Origin of the sequence: Planococcus sp. ANT_H30 (genome assembly GCF_008369335.1) — a bacterium.
Classification (GTDB): domain Bacteria; phylum Bacillota; class Bacilli; order Bacillales_A; family Planococcaceae; genus Planococcus; species Planococcus kocurii.
This window is the reverse complement of the sequence record NZ_VOBJ01000011.1, coordinates 22,804-42,270: the sequence shown is the minus strand read 5'-3', so window position 1 is coordinate 42,270 and position 19,467 is coordinate 22,804. Positions and strand designations below refer to the sequence as shown.

Here is a 19,467-nt window from a genome sequence, read left to right as displayed (position 1 = left end):
TTCCAAAAAAATCCCTAAACATGTCGATAAGGTGAAGTATTAGCTTGAAGAGTGGAATATTGTTCCGGTTTCGGAAAGAAAAATGATATACTAAAGAAGTGTTTTTAGAAAATTTAGTTTATCAGGAGGAGAAATTATGACAGTTACCTATCCAGAACAATGGGATTTGGACACGCTATTTCCAGGAGGAAGTGAATCGCGGGAATTGCGGCTACATATGGACGAGGCAGTAAACAAACTCTCTGAATTTGAAGAGCACGTCCAAAAATTTGAAGTACTAACGACGAAAGAAGATGCACCAAAAGTTGCTGACTTGCTTGAACAAATGAGCCATGTAATGCGCCATCTCAGTCAAGCAGGTTCATTTATTGGCTGTTTGATGGCACAAAATACACAAGATAAAAAAGCAGGTATTTTAGAAAGTGAAGCTTCGACCTTATCTGCACGTTTCCAAAACTCTTTTCAGAAAATCCAACAAGATTTAGTAAAGACCGAGGATGGCATATGGAACGAACTAGTAAACGAAGAGTCTTTACGTAAATTTACGTTTGTCTTAAACGAGTGGCGTGACGAGGCAAAAATGTTACTTTCTGAAAAAGAGGAAGGCTTGATTACCGCGTTAAGTATTGACGGGTATCACAGCTGGGGCCAATTATACGATATGCTAGTTGGCGAAATTAACGTTACAGTCACAGTGGACGGCGAAGAGAAGTCATTATCGGTAGGACAAGCGAATAATCTGAGTTCTCATAAAGATGCAGCAGTTCGAAAAGAGTCCTACCAAAAATTAGAGGAAGCATGGACAGAGAAAGAAGAATTCTTTGCCAAAACCTTGAATTCCATTGGTGGCTTTCGTTTGGAAACGTATAAAAAACGTGGATGGGACAATCCCCTTCAAGAACCCTTACACATTAATCGCATGAAGCAAGAAACCTTAGATGCCATGTGGGGAGCTATTAGTAAAAACAAACAGCCTTTTGTTGATTATTTAAACCAAAAAGGAAAACTACTTGGAAAAGACGGACTGGATTGGTATGACGTGGATGCACCAGTAACGGAAAGTACGCAACAATTTTCTTATCAAGAAGGGGCAGAATTTATCCTTAAGCAATTTGGAAAATTTGGTCCGGAACTAGAGCAATTTGCACAGCAAGCTTTTGAAAATGGCTGGATCGAAGCAGAAGATCGTCCGAACAAACGACCTGGTGGATTTTGTACAAGCTTGCCATTAGGTGAAGAATCGCGTATTTTCATGACTTATAGTGGCTCGATGTCTAATGTGGCAACTTTGGCTCATGAACTTGGGCATGCATTTCATTCTTTCGCTCTTCGTCCAGTTCACGCGTTAAACCGTTCGTATGCCATGAATGTCGCAGAAACAGCGTCTACATTTGCAGAAATGATTGTGGCAGATGCAGCTGTGAAAAATGCCCAGTCCAATGAAGAGAAAATTGCGTTGCTAGAAGATAAAGTTCAGCGTAGTGTTGCTTTCTTCATGAACATTCATTCGCGCTTCCTTTTTGAAACTCGTTTTTATGAAGAACGTAAAAATGGTGTTGTTCCTGCAGCTAGATTAAATGAATTAATGGAGCAGGCTCAAACAGAAGGATTTGCGGGCGGATTGGCGTCAACGCATCCACATTTCTGGGCATCCAAATTGCATTTTTATATTACCCAAGTACCTTTTTACAATTTCCCTTACACCTTTGGTTATTTATTCTCTTTGAGCGTATACGCAAAAGCTTTAGAAGAAGGGGATAGTTTTGAAGGAAAGTACATGGCTTTACTTCGTGATACAGCGGTAATGTCAGCAGAAGACTTAGCAATGAAGCATTTAGGCGAAGATATTACACAACAGGCGTTTTGGGAAAAAGGAATTGCCTTATGTGTTCAAGATGCCAAGGAATTCATTTCATTGACATCTACTGAGGCCTAGTGTGAATTTGCTTTTTGAAGGGCAGACATGCTATCTGCGCAGTTTAGCGGTTGAAGATGCAGAGGAAATGGTGCAATTGCTGCTTCGTAACCGAGAATACTGGTCTGTCTACGAACCACGTCATCGAGACAGCTATTTCTCAGCGAGCGTTCAGCGAGAAAAAATTCGGGAATCGATTTATCAAGCGAGAGAAAATCGAGAATACAGCGTTGGGATCTTTGAACACAATACCAATAAGTTGATTGGACACATCTCCGTGTACAGCGTGAAACGGATGCCTTTTTTAAGTGCTTTGATCGGTTATTCGATTGATAAGGTGTATGTGGGTAAAGGGATTGCTACAGAAGCAGTCAACTTAATGACGGTCTTTGGTTTTGAACAGCTTCGTCTTCACCGAGTCGAAGCTTATGTTTCTCCGGATAATGTGGGCTCTATTCGCGTGTTGGAGAAAACGGGTTTTCGACAAGAAGGCTTGTTGAAGAGTTTTCTCTATATAAATGGTGAGTGGAAAGACCATTTTTATTATTCAGTAATTGAGGAAGAATTTTGAAAGGGCAAGGCCACCTATAAAAAATGGTGGAAAGATGCGCGACGTTGGTTTGAATCGTGAGTAGCGGTAGAGAGAGGTGTGTAAATTGAACAAAGACAAAATGTTCTCCTATCACAAATGGGCCACATTAGCCTGCCTGCAACACGTTAGAGATTTAGGCGAAGAACTTTACAAAACAGAAGGAATCAATTCTTTTGCTTCGATTCAAGAAACAACAGAGCATGTTTTAGGCGTGGAAAAACTGTGGTTGCTTCGAATGTCAGGTGTAGCGAATCCGACATTTGAACATTTCGATGTAGAAACAACGGAACAAGCAGCAGAAAGTTTTATGTTGCTTCATGCTGAAATGGAATTATTTTTCGCCTCTTTACCTGAAGCGCAGTGGCAAGAAACGCTCCATTATCGAAATATGCGCGGAGATGATTTTTCCACAACTAGAGAAGAAATGCTATTCACTTTTGTTAATCATGCTAGCTATCACAGGGGGCAGGTAACGTCTTTGCTACGGCAATTCGGGAAAGAAGGCATGGCGCTTGATTACATCTATTACCAAAAACAAAACCGCTGAGAAACTCTCAGCGGTTTTCGTTTCCATTAACAACAACATCTAATTTTCCAGTAGTTGGATCAATAACCAGGCCATGAACTGGGACTGTATTGACTAGTAAGGGATGATGACGTACCATGTCGACACTATGAGCGACACTTTCTGCTACGTCGTCAAATCCACCAAGCCAACCTTCTAAATTGACTCCTGAATACTTCATCATCTCAATGGTCTTTTCATCTATTCCTCGTTTTTTCATTTTATCAAGGATTACATCAGGATCTATAGCAGACATGCCGCAGTCATGATGGCCAACAATATAAATTTCATCTGCATTCAGTTCGTATACAGCTACAAGTAGGCTGCGCATAATACCACCAAATGGGTGGTTGATGACAGCTCCGGCACTTTTAACAATTTTCGCATCCCCATTTTTGAAATTCATCGCTTTCGGTAGCATTTCTAAAAGTCGTGTATCCATACATGTTAAAATGACGAATTTTTTATCCGGAAATTTAGTCGTTATAAATTCCTCGTAACGCTTTTCCTTTACGAACACTTCGTTGTACTCTAAGATTTGGTCTAATAAAGCCATTATAGTTCCCCCTTATCGACTGATACTTATTAAGTTTAATCCTAATGTCTGAAAAATACGAATTGAAACTGACATAATGCAAAAAATCAGGAAAAAAGTCATCTATTAACTTTCTTTTTTTGTTAACAGCTTGTCTTTTATAAAAAATTTAGAAAACAGGTTCTCGAACCGAAGAAAAACAGGGGGGTGTCTCATAAGTCCCTTGAAAGCAGTTGCCGAATGCCCGCTACTTTCTAGGAGATTGTAGGTCCATGCCACAATCCCGAACGTCGTATGCACTTTATCGAGGCCCAGGAAGAGGAATCGCCTGAACGACCGATTGCTCTTGGATAGGACTGAACACACTTTCTCCGTACTATCGGGAAAGTCATCTCCAGATTTCACATAAAAATCGTCTTTTCTCACAAATAAAAAAAGGGGCTGTCCCCAAAAGTCTTTTTTTATGACTTTTGGGACAGCCTCCTAGCTTTTACTGATCAACGTGACATTTTTTCGAGTTGTTTAATCATGCCAAGTGATAGGCCTGTGCCAATAGCGACAGACTCAAGAGGGTGTGGCGCGATATGAACAGGTACCGAAATTTCTTTTGATAACCATTCTTGCATGCCTTTTAGCAATGCACCACCTCCAGAAATAACGACACCTTGGTCAACCATATCGCCTGATAATTCAGCAGGACAATTTTCCAAGGTCGCACGGATGCATTCTAAAATGGCAGATAGCGATTCTTTTAGCGCTTCTTGTGTTTCGTGAGAACTTAAGTTGATGGTTTTCGGCAATCCGGTTAAGATATCGCGGCCCCTTATATCCATGTATTCAGCTTCATGTGGAACAGGTGCATAGCCAATTTCTTTTTTGATATTTTCAGCAGTCTGTTCGCCGATTAAGACATTGTACTTTTTGCGGACATAATGAATGATATCTTCATCCATGCGATCGCCTGCCACTTTTACTGTATTTGAAGAAACCACACCACCAAAAGAAATGATGCCAACCTCTGTTGTGCCGCCACCAATGTCTACAATAACGCTTGCAACCGGCTCACTAATTGGTAAATCCGCACCAATAGCTGCTGCGACAGTTTCTTCGATTAAGTGAACGGTCTTAGCACCGCCTTGTTTCACTGCATCGTGAATAGCGCGGCGTTCGACCGTGGTAGCTCCAGAAGGTGTGCAGACCATAACGTTAGGCTTACGAAAAGCGCTGCCTAATTGCTTAGCAGCTCTTTGCATAATAATTGTTAAAAGTTCTCTTGTTACATCAAAATCTGCGATAACGCCGTCTTTTAAAGGGCGAATCACATCAATAGAGTCAGGAGCTTTGCCAAGCATGGCTTTCGCCTCATTACCAACCGCTAAGATGTTCCGAGTTTTCGCATCCAATGCGACTACAGAAGGTTCATTTATGATGATGCCTTTTTCTTTTGTATACACTAATATATTTGCAGTTCCTAAATCAATCCCAATAGCTGTTGCAGAAAACATACGTGAATTCCTCCTATAAATAAAGACGCTAACTAGTACGGATTTTACCATTATAGAAGACTAAGTGAAAGTGTCGAAGGAACCTAAAACATAGCGGAAGGGAAAAATACAGTTGTTTTCATACAGAGTAGACTGAGTGGCTAGACTACTTAATGATCTGGTAACAGGTATTTTATTAAAACCTTCTGCTCGTATAGAACAAGAGATATAGTAACAAACATAAAAACCGGCTTCAATGAAGAAACCGGCTTTTATCGCTTAGTATTTTTTTTCAGGAATAGGATCTACATGTTCTGCGTCGTGCGTGTGGAGCTCTTTCCCAAGAAAGTGAAGAAGCGTAAAGAAAAACATGAAGATTACGGCCATAAAGCCAAGTACTACGGTAAGATCGTAAAACATAATGATAACTCCTCTCTAAACTGTAATTATCAATATTAAGTATACCCGATATCGAAGCAAAAAATAAGTGTCGAATTATCGATACTTAAAATGCCCAATTGCCGTTGCGGAAAATCGGCTCACGGGAACCATCTTCCAAGATCCCATCAATATTCATTTCAGAAGACCCAACCATAAAATCAACATGTGTGATGCTTTGATTCAAGCCGTTTTTCAACAAATCTTCTGGTGACATGGTTTTCCCACCTTCAAGGCAGAATGCATAAGCACTTCCGATAGCGAAATGGTTTGAAGCATTTTCATCAAACAATGTGTTATAGAAAAGAATATTCGAATCAGAAATCGGTGACTGATGAGGAACCAGCGCCACTTCACCAAGGAAGTGTGAACCTTCATCAGTAGCAACTAATTGTTTCAAGACTTCTTCTCCTTGTGCTGCAGTCACGTCGATGATTTTCCCATCTTTAAACGTTACTTTAAAGTCATCAATAATATTGCCGCCATAGCTCAGTGGTTTTGTGCTCGAAACATAGCCGTTTACACCCGTTTTATGAGGAACGGTGAATACTTCTTCAGTTGGCATATTTGCCATGAACGTATCGCCTTTTTCGTTAACTGAACCTGCACCACACCAAAGATGTCCTGCTGGAAGAGCAACTTCCAAATCTGTTTTCGGTGATGTGTAATGAAGTTTCGCATATTTTTTGTCGTTCAAATAATCGACTTTGGTATGCAATAAGCGATCATGCTCAGCCCATGCTTCAATTGGTTGATCTAAGTCTACACGTACAGCTTTGAAAATGGCATCCCATAGCATGTCAACTTGCTGATTTGCTGGTACGTCTGGAAATACTTTAGCTGCCCATTTTTGGGAAGGTGCTGCAAGAACTGTCCAACTAATTTTGTCTGATTGGACATACTGCCGATATTTACTCAATGCTTGACCTGTAGCTTTTTGTGAAGCTGCAATACGTGTCGCATCAATTCCCGTCAATAGATCCGGGCTCTGTGACACGATGCTAATAAATGCAGCACCTTGCTCTGCTAATTGTTCACGCTCTTGTACTTTCCAGGCAGGAAATTCAGTAAACGCCTCTTCTGGCGCTAATTCAAAGCGCAGCCGTGTAACGGTATCGTCAGCCCAATCAATATAGACTTGTTTAGCCCCTGTTTGATATGCTTTTTCTGTAAGTAAACGAACGAATGGTGCCGAATCAATGGTTGCAGCAATATAAAGTTGTTGACCAGGTTGGATATTTACTCCCACTTTTATAGCCAGTTCAGCATAGCGAGATAACTTTTCATTAAATGATGTCAAATAAATCTCTCCTCTCATCCTATCTATAGTAGCAATTTTCAGTTACTACCTGCAACAATTTATAACGATATTCGAATTACTATTTTTACTTGCTATTTTAGTTATAAAAGTTTATGATTTAAACAAATGTTTAAGTTGGAGGTGTTACGATGAATCAAAAAGAAGTAGAAGTGTTGGAATTGATCCGGCGAAACCCTTATTTGTCACAGCAGGAGATGGCAGAACACTTGAATATGTCTAGACCGTCGCTTGCCAACTTTATTTCGAACTTAATGAAACAAGGAAAGATTTTAGGACGTGCTTATGTGTTGCCAGAAGAAAAAACGGTGATCTGCATCGGTGGTGCCAATGTCGACAGAAAATTTCTGATTCAACATCGAGCGCAGATGGGAACGTCAAATCCTGCATCAGTATCCGGTAGTGTTGGTGGAGTGGCAAGAAATGTAGCCGAGAATCTAGGAAGACTCGGTCATTCTGTTAAACTCTTGTCCATTGTAGGCAATGATTCAGAATGGAAGTTAATCGAGTCAGCGTCAAACTCATTTATGTCGACTGAACTAACCAAAGCTGTCGAAGGATTTTCGACGGGAACATACACAGCCATTTTAGAACCCGATGGTGAAATGCTGTTGGCGATGGCTGATATGAAAATTTACGATTTTCTGACACCGGAGTATATTTCTAAAAATGACAGTACGCTATTATCAGCTGCTTTTCTCGTCATCGATTTAAATTGTCCTCTGGAAACTGTTGAATATGTAAGACAGTTAGCTTCTGCCAATAAAATCCCGCTGGCGGTCATTCCCGTATCTGCTCCAAAAATGGATCGGTTAAGTGAAGATTTGACTGGAATCAGCTGGCTAATCTTAAACCGTGACGAAGCAAGTAAATATTTGCAAGTGTCCATCGATTCACTAGATGACTGGCAACAAGCAGTTCAACAATTAGTAAATCGAGGAGCGGAAGCTGTAGTTATTACAGCTGGAAAAGAAGGAGCAATGGCTGGGAATTCTACCGGCATTCGTTATTATCCTTCTATGCAAGTCGATCAAGTTACCGATGTAACAGGGGCTGGCGATGCATTTTCAAGTGCCATTGTCCACAGTGTCATGGAGGATCAAGAATTCGAAACAATTATCCGTACAGGTATGATGAATGCAGCAAAAACGCTAGCAAGTAACGACACAGTACGGCACGAATTGACGGCAGTACAACTACAAAAAGAACTGGAGGAATTACAATGACAAACATGATATCTTATTCAACTGAAGTACAGCAGGCACTAGAGGGCAAAAAACCGATCGTAGCACTTGAATCGACGATTATCTCACACGGTATGCCTTATCCACAGAATGTCGAAACGGCTCGTATGGTCGAGCAAATTATCCGTGACAATGGAGCAGTTCCAGCAACCATTGCCATTATGGATGGCAAGATTAAAATTGGTTTATCCGAAGAAGAGCTTGAATTGCTCGGCAATACACCTGGTGTTGCTAAAGTTTCAAGAAGAGATATCGGCCAATTAATCGCTACAAAAAAAATCGGTGCTACAACGGTGGCTGCGACGATGATTTGTGCAGAACTTGCGGGCATTCGTGTTTTCGCAACAGGCGGCATAGGCGGGGTGCATAGAGGCGCTGAGACGACGATGGATGTTTCAGCTGATCTTGAAGAGTTATCCAATACGGGAGTAGCTGTTGTGTGTGCAGGTGCAAAATCGATTTTGGATATCGGCTTAACAATGGAGTACCTTGAAACAAAAGGCGTTCCAGTTATCGGCTATCAGACAAATGTAATGCCGGCATTTTACACGCGTTCAAGCGGATTTGACTTAACGTTCCGCAGTGACGATGCAGCAGAACTTGCACAAGTCTTAAAAGCGAAATGGGATTTAGGAATCAAAGGCGGAGCAGTTATTGCCAACCCAATTCCAGCAGAACATGCTCTAGAAGAGTCATTCATTAACGGCATCATTGCACAGGCAATGGCTGAAGCAAATGACAACGGCATTTCTGGTAAAGAAGTAACTCCTTTCCTTCTAGGTAAAGTGAAAGAATTGACTGAAGGAAAAAGCTTGGTCGCTAATATCGAATTAGTGAAGCATAATGCAAAAGTTGGAGCAGAACTTGCTGTAGCTTACAATAAACTTTAAAAATAGCTTGTGTAGAGAAGTCCATTCGTGGGCTTCTTTTTTTAGTTGAAGCATTTAATGGGTTTTCATTCCATTGAATTTAGGGTAAAGAGCCACAAGGGGATGATGCGGATGAAAGCAGATGTATTCATTGGCGGTGGGGGCATTGGAGGATTGACGCTTGCTTTGAAATTGGTGCAACGTGGTGTCAATGTAGTTCTCGCTGAACGGATGGCTGTTAAGGCACCTACTTATAAGGGAGAACTGCTACAGCCAAAAAGTATGCAAATATTCGATAGTCTTGGACTGTACGAACAAATATGCAATCGCTCAAATGAAATAAAAGTTTTAGATATGCTGGAACTTTCAAGTTCCTTGCAAGTAAAAGATCAATCGTTCATGGATTATAGTGTGCTGCCGGGTAAGTACAATGCAGCTTATATGATGCATCATGAAGAATTAAAGTCCGTCATTTTAAAAGCCGCTTGTGCGTTTGATAATTTCCACTATTTAAAGGGTGTGGCTTGTAAAGGCTATGGAGAGGGAACAGCTTTGCTTCAAAAAGGGACAGAAAAATTTGAAGTAGAAGCACAGTTTTTCTTCGGAGCAGAAGGGCGTTCATCGGTTACGCGTAAAGCGATGGAAGTTGAGGTCAAACAAACTACTTACAACCACCACTTTCTAACAGTGACGTTTCCACGTGCAGAAGATTTTACAGATGGTAAAATTATTTCTACATACAATCGCTTTTTGGGCCTTTTTCCACTGCCGGACGATCAGGTTCGCAGTGTTTATTTAATACCCCCTGGAGATTACAAAGCATTAAAAGAAAAACCAATTAGTCATTTTCATAAACTCTATACAGACTTAGCACCTGTAGTAGACGGCTATGTACAGCAATTGCTTGATTGGAAAAAAATACAATTAATGATTCCTGTAATGTATCATGCTGATTCATATGTAAAAGACAATAAGGCTATTATTGGAGATGCCAGTCATGCGGTTCATCCAATGGCAGGAGAAGGCATGAACATGGCAATTCAAGATGCCGATGTTCTCGGCGAACTAACGGCAGATATGTTTGAACGGCAACAAACCGATCTTACTAATTTAAAATGGTACGAAAAGGTTCGCTATAAACGGGCGGACCATGTTATCCAGCTAAGTCATTTAGCCGCACTGGCTTATTCGTTTCCATTTAAACCGGTGAGTTACTTACGTCAGCGAACATTTGAACGAATGGAAGAAGATCCAATTCTTCATTTTAAACAAATGCTGAATGTTTCAGGACTAGGCATGTGGAAAGAAAACGTTCGAGACCGATTTATTCAAGGAGGCATTATGCCAGTCCGTATAAAAGACTTAGCTAAAGATACGAAAGAATTAAGGTATTATACACCGGAAGAAGATTATCCATGGAAAACGGAGGGACTCACATGATTGATGTAATGAAGATGTTTAAGGCAAGGATGTATATGAAACGGAACGAACCTTTTTTGTATAGCTGGCACGCATATGTTGGCTATGAGCTAGATTTGTTTAAAGCGTTTGATCGACCCATGACAAAATTTGACGTGTCAGATGCGTTGCAACTTGATGAAGATCTTTTAACGCAGTGGGTGAGTATTGGGGTTTCTATCGGTCATTTAAAAGAGATGGAAAGAAATCGCTACAAAACGTGGAATGCCTGGAAATTGCCAAAACCAAAGGGCAATAATTCTTCAGGTGTGCTACTGAAAGAAATGATGGAATTGCACATTCCAACACTTTTAAGTTATCCAGACATGATGCGTAACCAAGAGCGTCTTCATTACGATGAAGAAAAACATGCGTCGACAGTAGCAGAAACAAGTCGTTTGTTAGAAGTATTGGCCTTACCTAAAATAGCTAGACGCTTAAAAGAAACACATGCGGATTCAGTATTAGATATTGGCTGCGGCGAAGGTGGCTACATCAAAAAGTTAGCTGAACGCTTCCCCAATACACATTTCACAGGCATTGAAATCAGCCCTTCAGTAATAGAAGTTGCGAAGAAACTAACGGAAAAAAACAAAAACATTACAATCGAACAAGCAGATCTTTGGAAATACAAACCTGACAACCCACAAGACATGGTCATGATGAACAACGTCATTCACTATATCGACCTTGAAAAACGTCAAGAACTTTTCAACGAATTGGCTAGCTGGGTTAGAGAAGAAGGCATGTTATCCATCATTACACCTATTGCCGGAGGTAGTGACAGCCCACCTTTTGCCAATGTCTTTAATAGCTTTTTCTCATCATTCGACAACCTATACCGGTTGCCTGAACGCGAAGAACTAGCTGAATGGGGAGAACAAGCAGGACTCGAACTACTCAGCATCCAAACTGTTATAAAAGAAGGCGGCTGGTATGTCGTACATTATGAAAAGAAAAGCTGAAACGACCGTTTTGCACCGACAGGCATAAGACAGACCGGCGAAGCGGCATGTTTACAGGCGCATAGTCGGGATGGCTTATGACCCGAGGAGCAGGTCGTTGAAGCTAGCCAAAAAGAAAAGCCGAAACGACCGTTTTGCTCCGACAGGCATAAGACAGACCGGCGAAGCGACATGTTTACAGGCGCATAGTCGGGATGGCTTATGACCCGAGGAGCAGGTCGTTGAAGCTAGCCAAAAAGAAAAGCTGAAACGACCGTTTTGCACCGACAGGCATAAGACAGACCGGCGAAGCGGCATGTTTACAGGCGCATAGTCGGGATGGCTTATGACCCGAGGAGCAGGTCGTTGAAGCTAGCCAAAAAGAAAAGCTGAAACGACCGTTTTGCACCGACAGGCATAAGACAGACCGGCGAAGCGGCATGTTTACAGGCGCATAGTCGGGATGGCTTATGACCCGAGGAGCAGGTCGTTGAAGCTAGCCAAAAAGAAAAGCTGAAACGACCGTTTTGCTCCGACAGGCACATTAACAGCATCAAATCAAAAATCCCCTAAAGGAGTCTCCTTCAGGGGATTTTAACTATCTTATTTACGTAAAGAACCAAGCTCAGTAGCAATGGCCTGCATTTCGCTCGTACTAAATTTATCGCGATTTGCGACAACTTCGTAAAGCTCATGCAAGTCTTCATATTGAGATGCATTAAAATGCTCAGCTTTCATTGCATCTACATTAACCATGCGTAATTTTGCTTTTATTTCTTCAATCATAAAGCTAACATTCTCTGGAGAAGGTGTTGATAAGTCCATGATAAGTTCCTGCCTTTCGGATGGGTATACTTTATCATTTCATTATTCAAATGCAATGTCAATTGCCAGAGCGTTCTGCTTCTTTTTCTTCTTTGATTTTGGCAACGATGCGTTTTGTCTCGAAGACAATAACACCAGACAAACCAAGAAGACCAATTAAGTTCGGGAACGCCATCAAACCATTCATCACGTCAGAGAACGTCCAAACAACATCAAGTGAAACGGTTGCACCGACGAAAACCATCGCTACGAAAGCAATGCGATAAACGACTAACAATGCTGGGTTTTTGAATAAATACTGGAAACATTTCTCTCCGTAATAAGACCATCCAATAATCGTAGAGGATGCAAAGAAAATTAAGCCAATCGCCACTACAAGTGGACCGGCACTTCCTAAAAATTGTTCAAAAGCAGCAGTTGTTAAAGCAGCGCCTTCCAGTGACTCGTCTTTATAAAGACCCGACATGACAATGGTGACACCTGTAATCGAACAAATGATGATTGTATCGAAAAGCACTTGTGTCATAGACACCAATGCCTGACGTCCCGGAAGATCTGTTATGGCAGCAGCTGCTGCAATCGGAGCGGAACCAAGTCCTGCTTCGTTGGAGAAGACGCCGCGTGCCACACCGTAGCGGATAGCGGCACCAATAGCACCACCAACTGCTGCTTCACCTGTAAAGGCAGCACTGAAAATTGTAGCAAAAGCTCCTGGAATCAATTCCATGTTCAAAATCATAATAATAATTCCTGCGATTATGTAAAACAATGCCATGAAAGGAACAAAGAATGAAGTAACGCGTCCAATGCTCTTAATTCCACCGAGCAGAACCAACGCCGTAAAAATGGTTAAAATAATGCCTGTAATCCATGTGGGCACGCTGAACGTATCACGAACAACCGAAGCAACTGAGTTTGACTGTGTGCCATTACCAATACCAAAAGCAGCAAGGGCACCGAAGATAGCAAATAAAACAGCTAGCCATTTCTGTTTTAATCCATGCTCCAAGTAATACATAGGTCCTCCAGCCATTTGACCTTTAGCATCCACTACACGGTATTTGACTGCGAGAACCGCTTCACCGTATTTCGTGGCCATCCCGAAGAATGCTGAGAACCACATCCAGAAAATAGCACCTGGTCCGCCGAGAATAACCGCTGTTGCGACACCAACAATATTACCGGTACCGACTGTAGCAGCCATGGCAGTGGAGAGTGCCTGAAAGTGACTGATATCCCCTTCAGAGCTTTTATCCGTATTTTTAGTGAAAACTAGTTTCAAGGCATAGGGCAATAGACGAAGCTGTAGAACACCGAGACGGACAGTTAAGAAAATTCCAGTACCTACTAATAAAATCAATAAAGGCGGTCCCCATATGTAACCGCTAATTGTGCCCAATAACTCTTCAACTTGTGACATAATCTCTCCCCCTTCTATCTCTCCTTTTTATCTGTAAAACCTCCCGTAAACATAATATTCCGAAATTTTTTAAAGATAGTCAAGCTATTTTTTAAAAATAACTTTTAGATTAGCGTTTAAAATTTTTAAGATTAGGGAAAATTCTAAACAGATGTGAAAAATTATTTTTATCTTAGGAGGAATTTAGGATGAGTCAAAACAAGTTAATGACAGGTTTATTAGTAGGGGCAGCAGTAGGAATTATTGTTTCATTACTCGACAGTAATACTAGAAACGATGTTGTTCAAAAATCGAAAAAAGCAAGCAATAGCGCAAAATACTATGCATCAAATAGAGATGAATTGGTACAGGCTTTCCAGCATCAAGCTGAAAGAGCACAAAACCTATATTCTCGTATTTCTGAAGATGCTTCTTACGTTGGCAGTAAAGTAAATGAATTGAAAGAAATGACACCACAAGTAAAAGAAATGGCACTCGAAACAAAAGAGGTATTTATGGATACAAAAGCGGCTGTTGTTGAAACAAAAGATGATGTAATATCAGCCGTCAAAGAAGACAATCCATCACCAAGCACTTCTTTAGGAGACAACGATAGCACTTCTGGATCATCATCAAACGATGCCGGCCACACAAAAAATCAAGCTAATGGGAGTTCAAATTCCCAAAATCGATTATAGGCTGTTTGTCCCGATGAAACCTGCAGGGCAACAACCAACTAATAGTAAAGAACGCGCCCGTTTAAATAGGTTTGATGTAACAACGACTAGCGGGTTTTTAAAAGAATTGTTGCAACGGATTAAAGACGTCGACGTGCCAGGACTAGGAGCACAGTTGGCGTTTTTTTTCCTATTGTCCATTTTCCCTCTACTGATCTTCTTAGTAACCCTTTTACCGTATTTATCTTTGTCAGAAGAGCAAATTTTTAGTTATATGCAAGAAGTGGTACCTGGAGAGGTTTATGTGCTGATTGAAAGCACATTACAAGAGATTTTGACAAGTCAAAACACGGGATTGTTATCCTTTGGGATTTTAGCGACGATTTGGTCAGCAAGTTTAGGGATGGATTCGTTAATCAAGTCGTTGAATACGTCTTATAAAGTAACAGAAAATCGTCCGCTTCTCATCGCGCGTGGTATGTCTATTTTGATGACCATTTTGCTAATTTTTATTTTGATTATTGCTTTAGCATTGCCCGTTTTCGGTGAACAGCTTGGCTTGTTGATTTTTTCGTTTCTAGGATTGGAAGAAGGGTTTCTTGCGCTTTGGAGCTCAATCCGTTTTACCATCCCAACGATTATTACATTTGTTGCTTGTGCCATCATTTACTGGCTAGCTCCAAACGTAAAAATGAATATTTTAAGCGTCTTAGGAGGCGCTGCATTTGCCGCAATTGGTTGGTTGGTGATTTCCTATCTGTTTTCAATTTATATCAGCAATTTCGGTAATTTTTCAGCAACTTACGGTAGCATCGGAGGCGTGATTATCTTAATGCTTTGGCTTTATATTTCGGCTATGGTATTAATAATTGGTGGGCAGATTAACGCTGTCATGAAAGAACGGCGACATTTCAAAAAGAAGGCATCCTGAATTGTCACTCATTCAGAATGCCTTCTTTTTATATGCTGCGATTCAACATACGCAACCCATTTAAAATAACTAAAATGGTACTGCCTTCATGTCCGATGACGCCAATGGGCAAAGTAATCGTCTGAAAAAAATTTGAGATGATCAATAAAATAATGACTGAAACAGAAAAGAAAATATTTTGTTTGACGATCCGCTGCATTTTGCGTGAAAGCTTGATTGCGTAGACTATGCGCGATAAATCGTTTTTCATCAAAATAACATCAGCGGTTTCCAGTGCAATATCGGTTCCAGCACCCATCGCAATGCCAGTTGTTGCCGTTGCTAAAGCAGGTGCGTCATTTATGCCATCACCTGTCATCGCAACGTATTTATACTTTTTTAACAACTTCTTTATTTCTTCTACTTTATCAGCAGGCATGCATTCTGCGACATAGTCAGTGACTCCAGTTTCTTTGGCAATCACCGCTGCTGTTTTGTGGTTATCACCTGTTAGCATAATGCAGTAAACCCCTAGTTTTTCCAACTCATTAATCGTTGCCTTGGTAATAGTACGAACTGTATCTTTTAACGCCATAGCGGCAAGAATTCCTTCGCGGTCTCGAACGAAGGTCACCGTTTTTCCTTGATTGGCTAGTTTCGCCAATAGCCCATTTTCAAAAACTTCTGCTAGCTGTTCGCCAACAAATTTCGGCTTACCGACGAGAAATTCTTCTTGTTCAATTATTGCTTTTAAGCCGTTACCTGGAATATCTTCAATTAATAAGTTAGGCAATGGAACAATTCCTTTAGAAACAACAAAATCACTAATAGCTTTTGCTAAAGGATGATTCGATTGTGTCTCAATTCCTGCAATTCTTGCCATTGTCAGTTGAGGATCTGCGCCTTTGCGAATAACAAAGTCTGTAACTTCAGGTTGACCGCGTGTTAATGTGCCCGTTTTATCAAAAGCGATAGCACGAACCAAGCTCAGGTTTTCTAAATGCATGCCACCTTTGAAGATAATTCCTGTTTTTGCGCCGTTAGAAATGGCCGCAAGCGTGGCTGGCATAATAGAAGCGACAAGTGCACAAGGAGAAGCTACTACAAGTAAGACCATAGCGCGATAAAGTGTTGTGTTCCAATCCCAACCGAAAACGTAATGTGGCGCAAATAGCATGATGACAAAACCTACAAGAACGGCTTTTACATAACGACCTTCAAAGCGTTCGATAAATTGCTGAGAAGGGGACTTTTCACTTTGTGACGACTGAACCAAATCAATTATTTTTTGAAACAAAGTTTCAGAACTGGGCTTCGTCATTTCTATCGTGATGGCACCTGACAAATTGACTGTCCCTGCAAATAGTTCATCTTCTTCATACTTCGAGACAGGAAGAGCTTCACCGCTGATGGCTGATTCGTCTACAGCACTTTGGCCAGTATGTAAAACCCCATCAACTGGTATTCGCTCACCAGGCTTTACGACGATATAATCACCAATGTCCAAGTCACCTAAAGGGACACGCAGTGTTTGTCCATTTTGAACGCGCCAGGCTGATTCGGGCTGTATTTCCATTAACGAGGTAATTTCTTTCCGACTTTTGTTCATTGTGTACGTTTCTAGCGCGCCACTTAAAGAAAAGATAAAAATTAGGATGGCGCCTTCTGCCCAATAGCCAATGATAGAAGAGCCAACTGCTGCTAAAATCATTAAGATTTCAACATTTAATTGTCTATCTTCTAAAGTTTTCAATATGCCATATTTGGCTTTGGCATAACCACCAATTACAAAAGCTAGTAAAAAGGTAGTGACTGAATAAGTGGAATACTGTTGCAGATCTAGTATAAACGCGATGACAATTAAAAATCCTGAAAACAACGAGGCAATCAATTCGATATGAGTTTTTAAAAATAGCATGAGCGATACCTGCCTTTCTAAATCGATTTGTCGAATTAAAAATTCTGAAGGACGGAGGTGCAGAAAGGAAAAACTAAAACTCTATTACTGTGTAGTCTATCACATTACTTCTAAGCAATAGAGCAGCTATCACTACAGTAAAAGACAAAAAAATCCGCTGCCAAAAGGCAACGGATTTACTGCTTATCGATCTTCAGAAGGACGTGACTGGAATTGTTTCATTTTATCATCCAAATCATCAACCATCGCGATTAACCGATCAATGTCTTCGAGTTCTGTGTTTTCAGGTTCGATAGCATCTAATACTTCTAAAAACATGCTTAAGCGCTGTTTCATATAAGAAACTTGTTGCTCTTTATTCGTAATGGATTTTCCCATTTGATACACCTCATTTCGCCTATTAATCGTAACGGATAATGGAGACGAATTCAATAACTATAGGTAGAACTAATTATTTTACTAGTTTTACTATTTTGAATATTTACTTAATATAAAGTTTGTGTTAAGTTAAGGTTAATCAAAAGAGAGGGGAGGCCGAAGGGAATCAGCGAAACCACATCACAGCATCAGAAAATTCGAAGGAGGCGGTTCGCACATTTCACCGGCGTCTTAGCCGAAAATGGCATTTATGAAAGATAACTTAACTGTATATAAACTGTAAAAGGCTCATCCTTAATCTGACATCAGATATAGACTGAGCCTTTTATCATGTTTGACGAACTTCAAAGCTTTCAATGATTTCGATAGAATCCTTTACCGACTGAACCATTGAGCAGTTTTTTCGAGTTAATTCCATAACACGCGCCATTTTCTTTTCGTCAATGTCACCAGTAATCGTAAAGTGTAAATGAATTTTTTCCACACGACCAGCTTCTTCGTCATTGCGAACAACTTCTGTTACTTCGATTTGAATATCTTTAGCAGGCATCCTCATTTTATCGAGGACTTTTCTCATAACCCCACCACTACATACAGCCAACGAAGAGATCAATAATTGATAAGGTCTAAAACCATATTCCTCGTCGCCTGAAATTTGGATGTCACCAAAAGGCAAATGCCCTGTAAAGCCGTTTTCATTCATTGAATAGTTCATCTTGTAACGCCTCCCTATGTTAGAATTGTATCTGAAATCTTATTAAATACAAAAGAACATGCTTGTTCGAGGAGGCATTATGAAGAAATTTTCAAAAAGTGAGCGTGGCCGATTTTGGATTCTTGTTGCCATTGTCTCGATTTCAGGCTTTTCACAAGGCATGCTGCTGCCATTAATCGCAGTTATTTTTGAACAGGATGGTGTATCTTCCGCATTAAATGGCTTGAGTGCCACAGGTTTGTATATTGGAACATTAGTAATCGCGCCTTTTATGGAACCGCAATTGCGAAAATTTGGTTACAAACCGTTGATTTTAGTAGGCGGAGGATTAGTTGTTGTATCGCTTTTTCTTTTTCCGTTATGGAAATCAGTGTTGTTTTGGTTTGTGTTGCGTATTTTAATTGGTATTGGTGATCAAGCCTTACATTTTTCAACGCAAACTTGGATTACGAGTACGTCGCCACACCACCGGTTAGGACGTAATATCGCGATTTATGGGATGTCTTTCAGTATCGGTTTTGGAGCGGGTCCACTATTTGTTCCGATGGTGGAAGTGTTTGAAGCTCTTCCATTCATCATTTCAGGTTTATTGTGTTTGCTAGCTTGGTCATTGGTTTTTTTGCTTAGAAATGATTTTCCTGAAGTTACGGGAAGTGCCATGACAGCAAAAGGTACGGTAGGACGATTTAAAGCAGCCATCCTCATTGCTTGGGTTGCCTTTCTTCCACCGCTGGGCTATGGGTTTTTAGAAGCTTCACTCAATGCCATTTATCCAGTTTATGCGCTTCGTCAGTCTATTGAAGTTGAAATGGTTTCGATTATGCTAGCCGCTTTTTCAGCAGGAGCGATTGTTACGCAATTGCCACTTGGGAATTTGAGTGATCGCATCGGTCGAAAAAAAGTACTGTTAGTAGCATTGGCCGGTGGAGCGCTAGTTTTTGCCACTGCTAGCTTTTATGAATCGAATGCTTGGGTAACTGTTGGATTTTTTGCAGTAGCGGGCATGTTTGTTGGTTCAACATTTTCACTGGGTATATCTTATATGGCAGATTTGATGCCAAAAGAGTTATTGCCAACAGGGAACTTGTTATGTGGAATCGGATTTAGTATTGGCAGCTTAGCAGGACCTACAATGGGTGGATTATTTGTTCAATTCTCAGGAGGGGTAAGTTTTCTGCTGCTCATCGCTGGTATTTTACTAATAATTACAGTACCGATTGCCCTGAAAAATCCAGTGAAAACGAGTAATGCTTAACAAAAAAAGCTGATGCCTAGAGGTATAC

General features: G+C 40.7%; 19 protein-coding genes. 10 read left to right on the top strand and 9 right to left on the bottom strand.

The genetic code is table 11. The features are described 5' to 3' along the window. Positions 1 to 136 precede the first annotated feature (136 nt). The 3 genes from FQ085_RS16395 to FQ085_RS16385 all read left to right on the top strand — a co-directional run bounded on the left by FQ085_RS16395 (position 137) and on the right by FQ085_RS16385 (position 3,054). Positions 137 to 1,936: a M3 family oligoendopeptidase gene (locus tag FQ085_RS16395; RefSeq protein ID WP_149457174.1), complete on the top strand. Its 1,800-nt coding sequence runs from the start codon at positions 137 to 139 to the stop codon at positions 1,934 to 1,936. A gap of 1 nt (position 1,937) precedes the next feature. After that, positions 1,938 to 2,486: a GNAT family N-acetyltransferase gene (locus FQ085_RS16390; protein ID WP_058386027.1), complete on the top strand. Its 549-nt coding sequence runs from the start codon at positions 1,938 to 1,940 to the stop codon at positions 2,484 to 2,486. Positions 2,487 to 2,571: 85 nt separating this feature from the next. Next, positions 2,572 to 3,054, top strand: a complete 483-nt coding sequence (locus tag FQ085_RS16385) for a DinB family protein (RefSeq protein WP_058386026.1) — start codon at positions 2,572 to 2,574, stop codon at positions 3,052 to 3,054. A gap of 7 nt (positions 3,055 to 3,061) precedes the next feature. On the opposite strand, the gene FQ085_RS16380 is transcribed toward FQ085_RS16385, so the two are convergent. The 4 genes from FQ085_RS16380 to FQ085_RS16370 form a co-directional block, all read right to left on the bottom strand. Next, on the bottom strand, positions 3,062 to 3,628 hold the full coding sequence (locus FQ085_RS16380) for a beta-class carbonic anhydrase (protein WP_058386025.1): 567 nt from the start codon (positions 3,626 to 3,628) through the stop codon (positions 3,062 to 3,064). Positions 3,629 to 4,104: 476 nt separating this feature from the next. Beyond that, positions 4,105 to 5,112 carry a rod-share determining protein MreBH gene (gene mreBH / locus FQ085_RS16375; protein ID WP_058386024.1) on the bottom strand — a complete coding sequence of 336 codons (1,008 nt, stop codon included), beginning with the start codon at positions 5,110 to 5,112 and terminating at the stop codon, positions 4,105 to 4,107. Positions 5,113 to 5,370: 258 nt separating this feature from the next. Continuing rightward, on the bottom strand, positions 5,371 to 5,511 hold the full coding sequence (locus FQ085_RS18170; protein WP_169793158.1) for a hypothetical protein: 141 nt from the start codon (positions 5,509 to 5,511) through the stop codon (positions 5,371 to 5,373). An 85-nt stretch (positions 5,512 to 5,596) separates the two neighbouring features. Then, positions 5,597 to 6,829, bottom strand: a complete 1,233-nt coding sequence (locus tag FQ085_RS16370) for an aminopeptidase (RefSeq protein ID WP_149457173.1) — start codon at positions 6,827 to 6,829, stop codon at positions 5,597 to 5,599. Positions 6,830 to 6,978: 149 nt separating this feature from the next. On the opposite strand from FQ085_RS16370, the gene FQ085_RS16365 reads away from it, so the two are divergent. From FQ085_RS16365 to FQ085_RS16350, 4 genes are all read left to right on the top strand, one after another. Beyond that, complete coding sequence (locus tag FQ085_RS16365) at positions 6,979 to 8,073, top strand: carbohydrate kinase (protein ID WP_058386022.1); 1,095 nt, start codon at positions 6,979 to 6,981, stop codon at positions 8,071 to 8,073. Continuing rightward, on the top strand, positions 8,070 to 8,981 hold the full coding sequence (locus FQ085_RS16360; protein ID WP_058386021.1) for a pseudouridine-5'-phosphate glycosidase: 912 nt from the start codon (positions 8,070 to 8,072) through the stop codon (positions 8,979 to 8,981). The genes FQ085_RS16365 and FQ085_RS16360 overlap by 4 nt, the downstream gene beginning before the upstream one ends. 111 nt (positions 8,982 to 9,092) lie before the next feature. After that, complete coding sequence (locus FQ085_RS16355; RefSeq protein WP_082707495.1) at positions 9,093 to 10,400, top strand: FAD-dependent oxidoreductase; 1,308 nt, start codon at positions 9,093 to 9,095, stop codon at positions 10,398 to 10,400. Further along, positions 10,397 to 11,383, top strand: coding sequence for a class I SAM-dependent methyltransferase (locus FQ085_RS16350; RefSeq protein ID WP_058386020.1), 987 nt, complete (start codon positions 10,397 to 10,399; stop codon positions 11,381 to 11,383). Before FQ085_RS16355 ends, FQ085_RS16350 begins: the two co-directional genes overlap by 4 nt. 582 nt (positions 11,384 to 11,965) lie before the next feature. Here FQ085_RS16350 and FQ085_RS16345 read toward each other — a convergent pair. Together FQ085_RS16345 and FQ085_RS16340 are read right to left on the bottom strand one after the other, a co-directional pair. After that, on the bottom strand, positions 11,966 to 12,187 hold the full coding sequence (locus tag FQ085_RS16345; RefSeq protein WP_058386019.1) for a DUF1128 domain-containing protein: 222 nt from the start codon (positions 12,185 to 12,187) through the stop codon (positions 11,966 to 11,968). Positions 12,188 to 12,245: 58 nt separating this feature from the next. Continuing rightward, positions 12,246 to 13,607 carry an alanine/glycine:cation symporter family protein gene (locus FQ085_RS16340; protein ID WP_058386018.1) on the bottom strand — a complete coding sequence of 454 codons (1,362 nt, stop codon included), beginning with the start codon at positions 13,605 to 13,607 and terminating at the stop codon, positions 12,246 to 12,248. Positions 13,608 to 13,795: 188 nt separating this feature from the next. On the opposite strand from FQ085_RS16340, the gene FQ085_RS16335 reads away from it, so the two are divergent. Further along, positions 13,796 to 14,284 (top strand): YtxH domain-containing protein, encoded by a 489-nt coding sequence (locus FQ085_RS16335; RefSeq protein ID WP_058386017.1) that lies wholly within the window; start codon positions 13,796 to 13,798, stop codon positions 14,282 to 14,284. Between the two features lie 13 nt (positions 14,285 to 14,297). Next, complete coding sequence (locus FQ085_RS16330; RefSeq protein WP_058386942.1) at positions 14,298 to 15,194, top strand: YihY/virulence factor BrkB family protein; 897 nt, start codon at positions 14,298 to 14,300, stop codon at positions 15,192 to 15,194. Positions 15,195 to 15,222: 28 nt separating this feature from the next. On the opposite strand, the gene FQ085_RS16325 is transcribed toward FQ085_RS16330, so the two are convergent. The 3 genes from FQ085_RS16325 to FQ085_RS16315 all read right to left on the bottom strand — a co-directional run bounded on the left by FQ085_RS16325 (position 15,223) and on the right by FQ085_RS16315 (position 18,184). Beyond that, the gene (locus tag FQ085_RS16325) at positions 15,223 to 17,091 is read right to left on the bottom strand and encodes a heavy metal translocating P-type ATPase (protein WP_149457172.1); all 1,869 of its coding nucleotides are present in this window, start codon (positions 17,089 to 17,091) and stop codon (positions 15,223 to 15,225) included. A 183-nt stretch (positions 17,092 to 17,274) separates the two neighbouring features. Continuing rightward, positions 17,275 to 17,469, bottom strand: coding sequence for an SE1561 family protein (locus tag FQ085_RS16320; protein ID WP_058386015.1), 195 nt, complete (start codon positions 17,467 to 17,469; stop codon positions 17,275 to 17,277). Between the two features lie 328 nt (positions 17,470 to 17,797). Then, positions 17,798 to 18,184 carry an OsmC family protein gene (locus FQ085_RS16315; protein WP_058386014.1) on the bottom strand — a complete coding sequence of 129 codons (387 nt, stop codon included), beginning with the start codon at positions 18,182 to 18,184 and terminating at the stop codon, positions 17,798 to 17,800. 79 nt (positions 18,185 to 18,263) lie between these two features. Between FQ085_RS16315 and FQ085_RS16310 the strand changes: the two genes are divergently transcribed. Continuing rightward, a complete protein-coding gene (locus tag FQ085_RS16310) occupies positions 18,264 to 19,439 on the top strand; it encodes an MFS transporter (RefSeq protein ID WP_149457171.1) in 1,176 nt (391 codons plus the stop codon). The last annotated feature ends 28 nt before the right edge of the window (positions 19,440 to 19,467 follow it).

What these genes read in the sequence shown, in the direction of transcription:
- FQ085_RS16350 (WP_058386020.1), top strand. Translation starts at nt 10,397, where the DNA reads ATGATTGATGTAATGAAGATGTTTAAGGCAAGGATGTATATGAAACGG.
- FQ085_RS16340 (WP_058386018.1), bottom strand. Translation starts at nt 13,607, where the DNA reads ATGTCACAAGTTGAAGAGTTATTGGGCACAATTAGCGGTTACATATGG.
- FQ085_RS16325 (WP_149457172.1), bottom strand. Translation starts at nt 17,091, where the DNA reads ATGCTATTTTTAAAAACTCATATCGAATTGATTGCCTCGTTGTTTTCA.
- FQ085_RS16365 (WP_058386022.1), top strand. Translation starts at nt 6,979, where the DNA reads ATGAATCAAAAAGAAGTAGAAGTGTTGGAATTGATCCGGCGAAACCCT.
- FQ085_RS16360 (WP_058386021.1), top strand. Translation starts at nt 8,070, where the DNA reads ATGACAAACATGATATCTTATTCAACTGAAGTACAGCAGGCACTAGAG.
- mreBH (WP_058386024.1), bottom strand. Translation starts at nt 5,112, where the DNA reads ATGTTTTCTGCAACAGCTATTGGGATTGATTTAGGAACTGCAAATATA.
- FQ085_RS18170 (WP_169793158.1), bottom strand. Translation starts at nt 5,511, where the DNA reads ATGTTTTACGATCTTACCGTAGTACTTGGCTTTATGGCCGTAATCTTC.
- FQ085_RS16320 (WP_058386015.1), bottom strand. Translation starts at nt 17,469, where the DNA reads ATGGGAAAATCCATTACGAATAAAGAGCAACAAGTTTCTTATATGAAA.
- FQ085_RS16345 (WP_058386019.1), bottom strand. Translation starts at nt 12,187, where the DNA reads ATGGACTTATCAACACCTTCTCCAGAGAATGTTAGCTTTATGATTGAA.
- FQ085_RS16380 (WP_058386025.1), bottom strand. Translation starts at nt 3,628, where the DNA reads ATGGCTTTATTAGACCAAATCTTAGAGTACAACGAAGTGTTCGTAAAG.
- FQ085_RS16335 (WP_058386017.1), top strand. Translation starts at nt 13,796, where the DNA reads ATGAGTCAAAACAAGTTAATGACAGGTTTATTAGTAGGGGCAGCAGTA.
- FQ085_RS16330 (WP_058386942.1), top strand. Translation starts at nt 14,298, where the DNA reads ATGAAACCTGCAGGGCAACAACCAACTAATAGTAAAGAACGCGCCCGT.
- FQ085_RS16315 (WP_058386014.1), bottom strand. Translation starts at nt 18,184, where the DNA reads ATGAACTATTCAATGAATGAAAACGGCTTTACAGGGCATTTGCCTTTT.
- FQ085_RS16395 (WP_149457174.1), top strand. Translation starts at nt 137, where the DNA reads ATGACAGTTACCTATCCAGAACAATGGGATTTGGACACGCTATTTCCA.
- FQ085_RS16355 (WP_082707495.1), top strand. Translation starts at nt 9,093, where the DNA reads ATGAAAGCAGATGTATTCATTGGCGGTGGGGGCATTGGAGGATTGACG.
- FQ085_RS16310 (WP_149457171.1), top strand. Translation starts at nt 18,264, where the DNA reads ATGAAGAAATTTTCAAAAAGTGAGCGTGGCCGATTTTGGATTCTTGTT.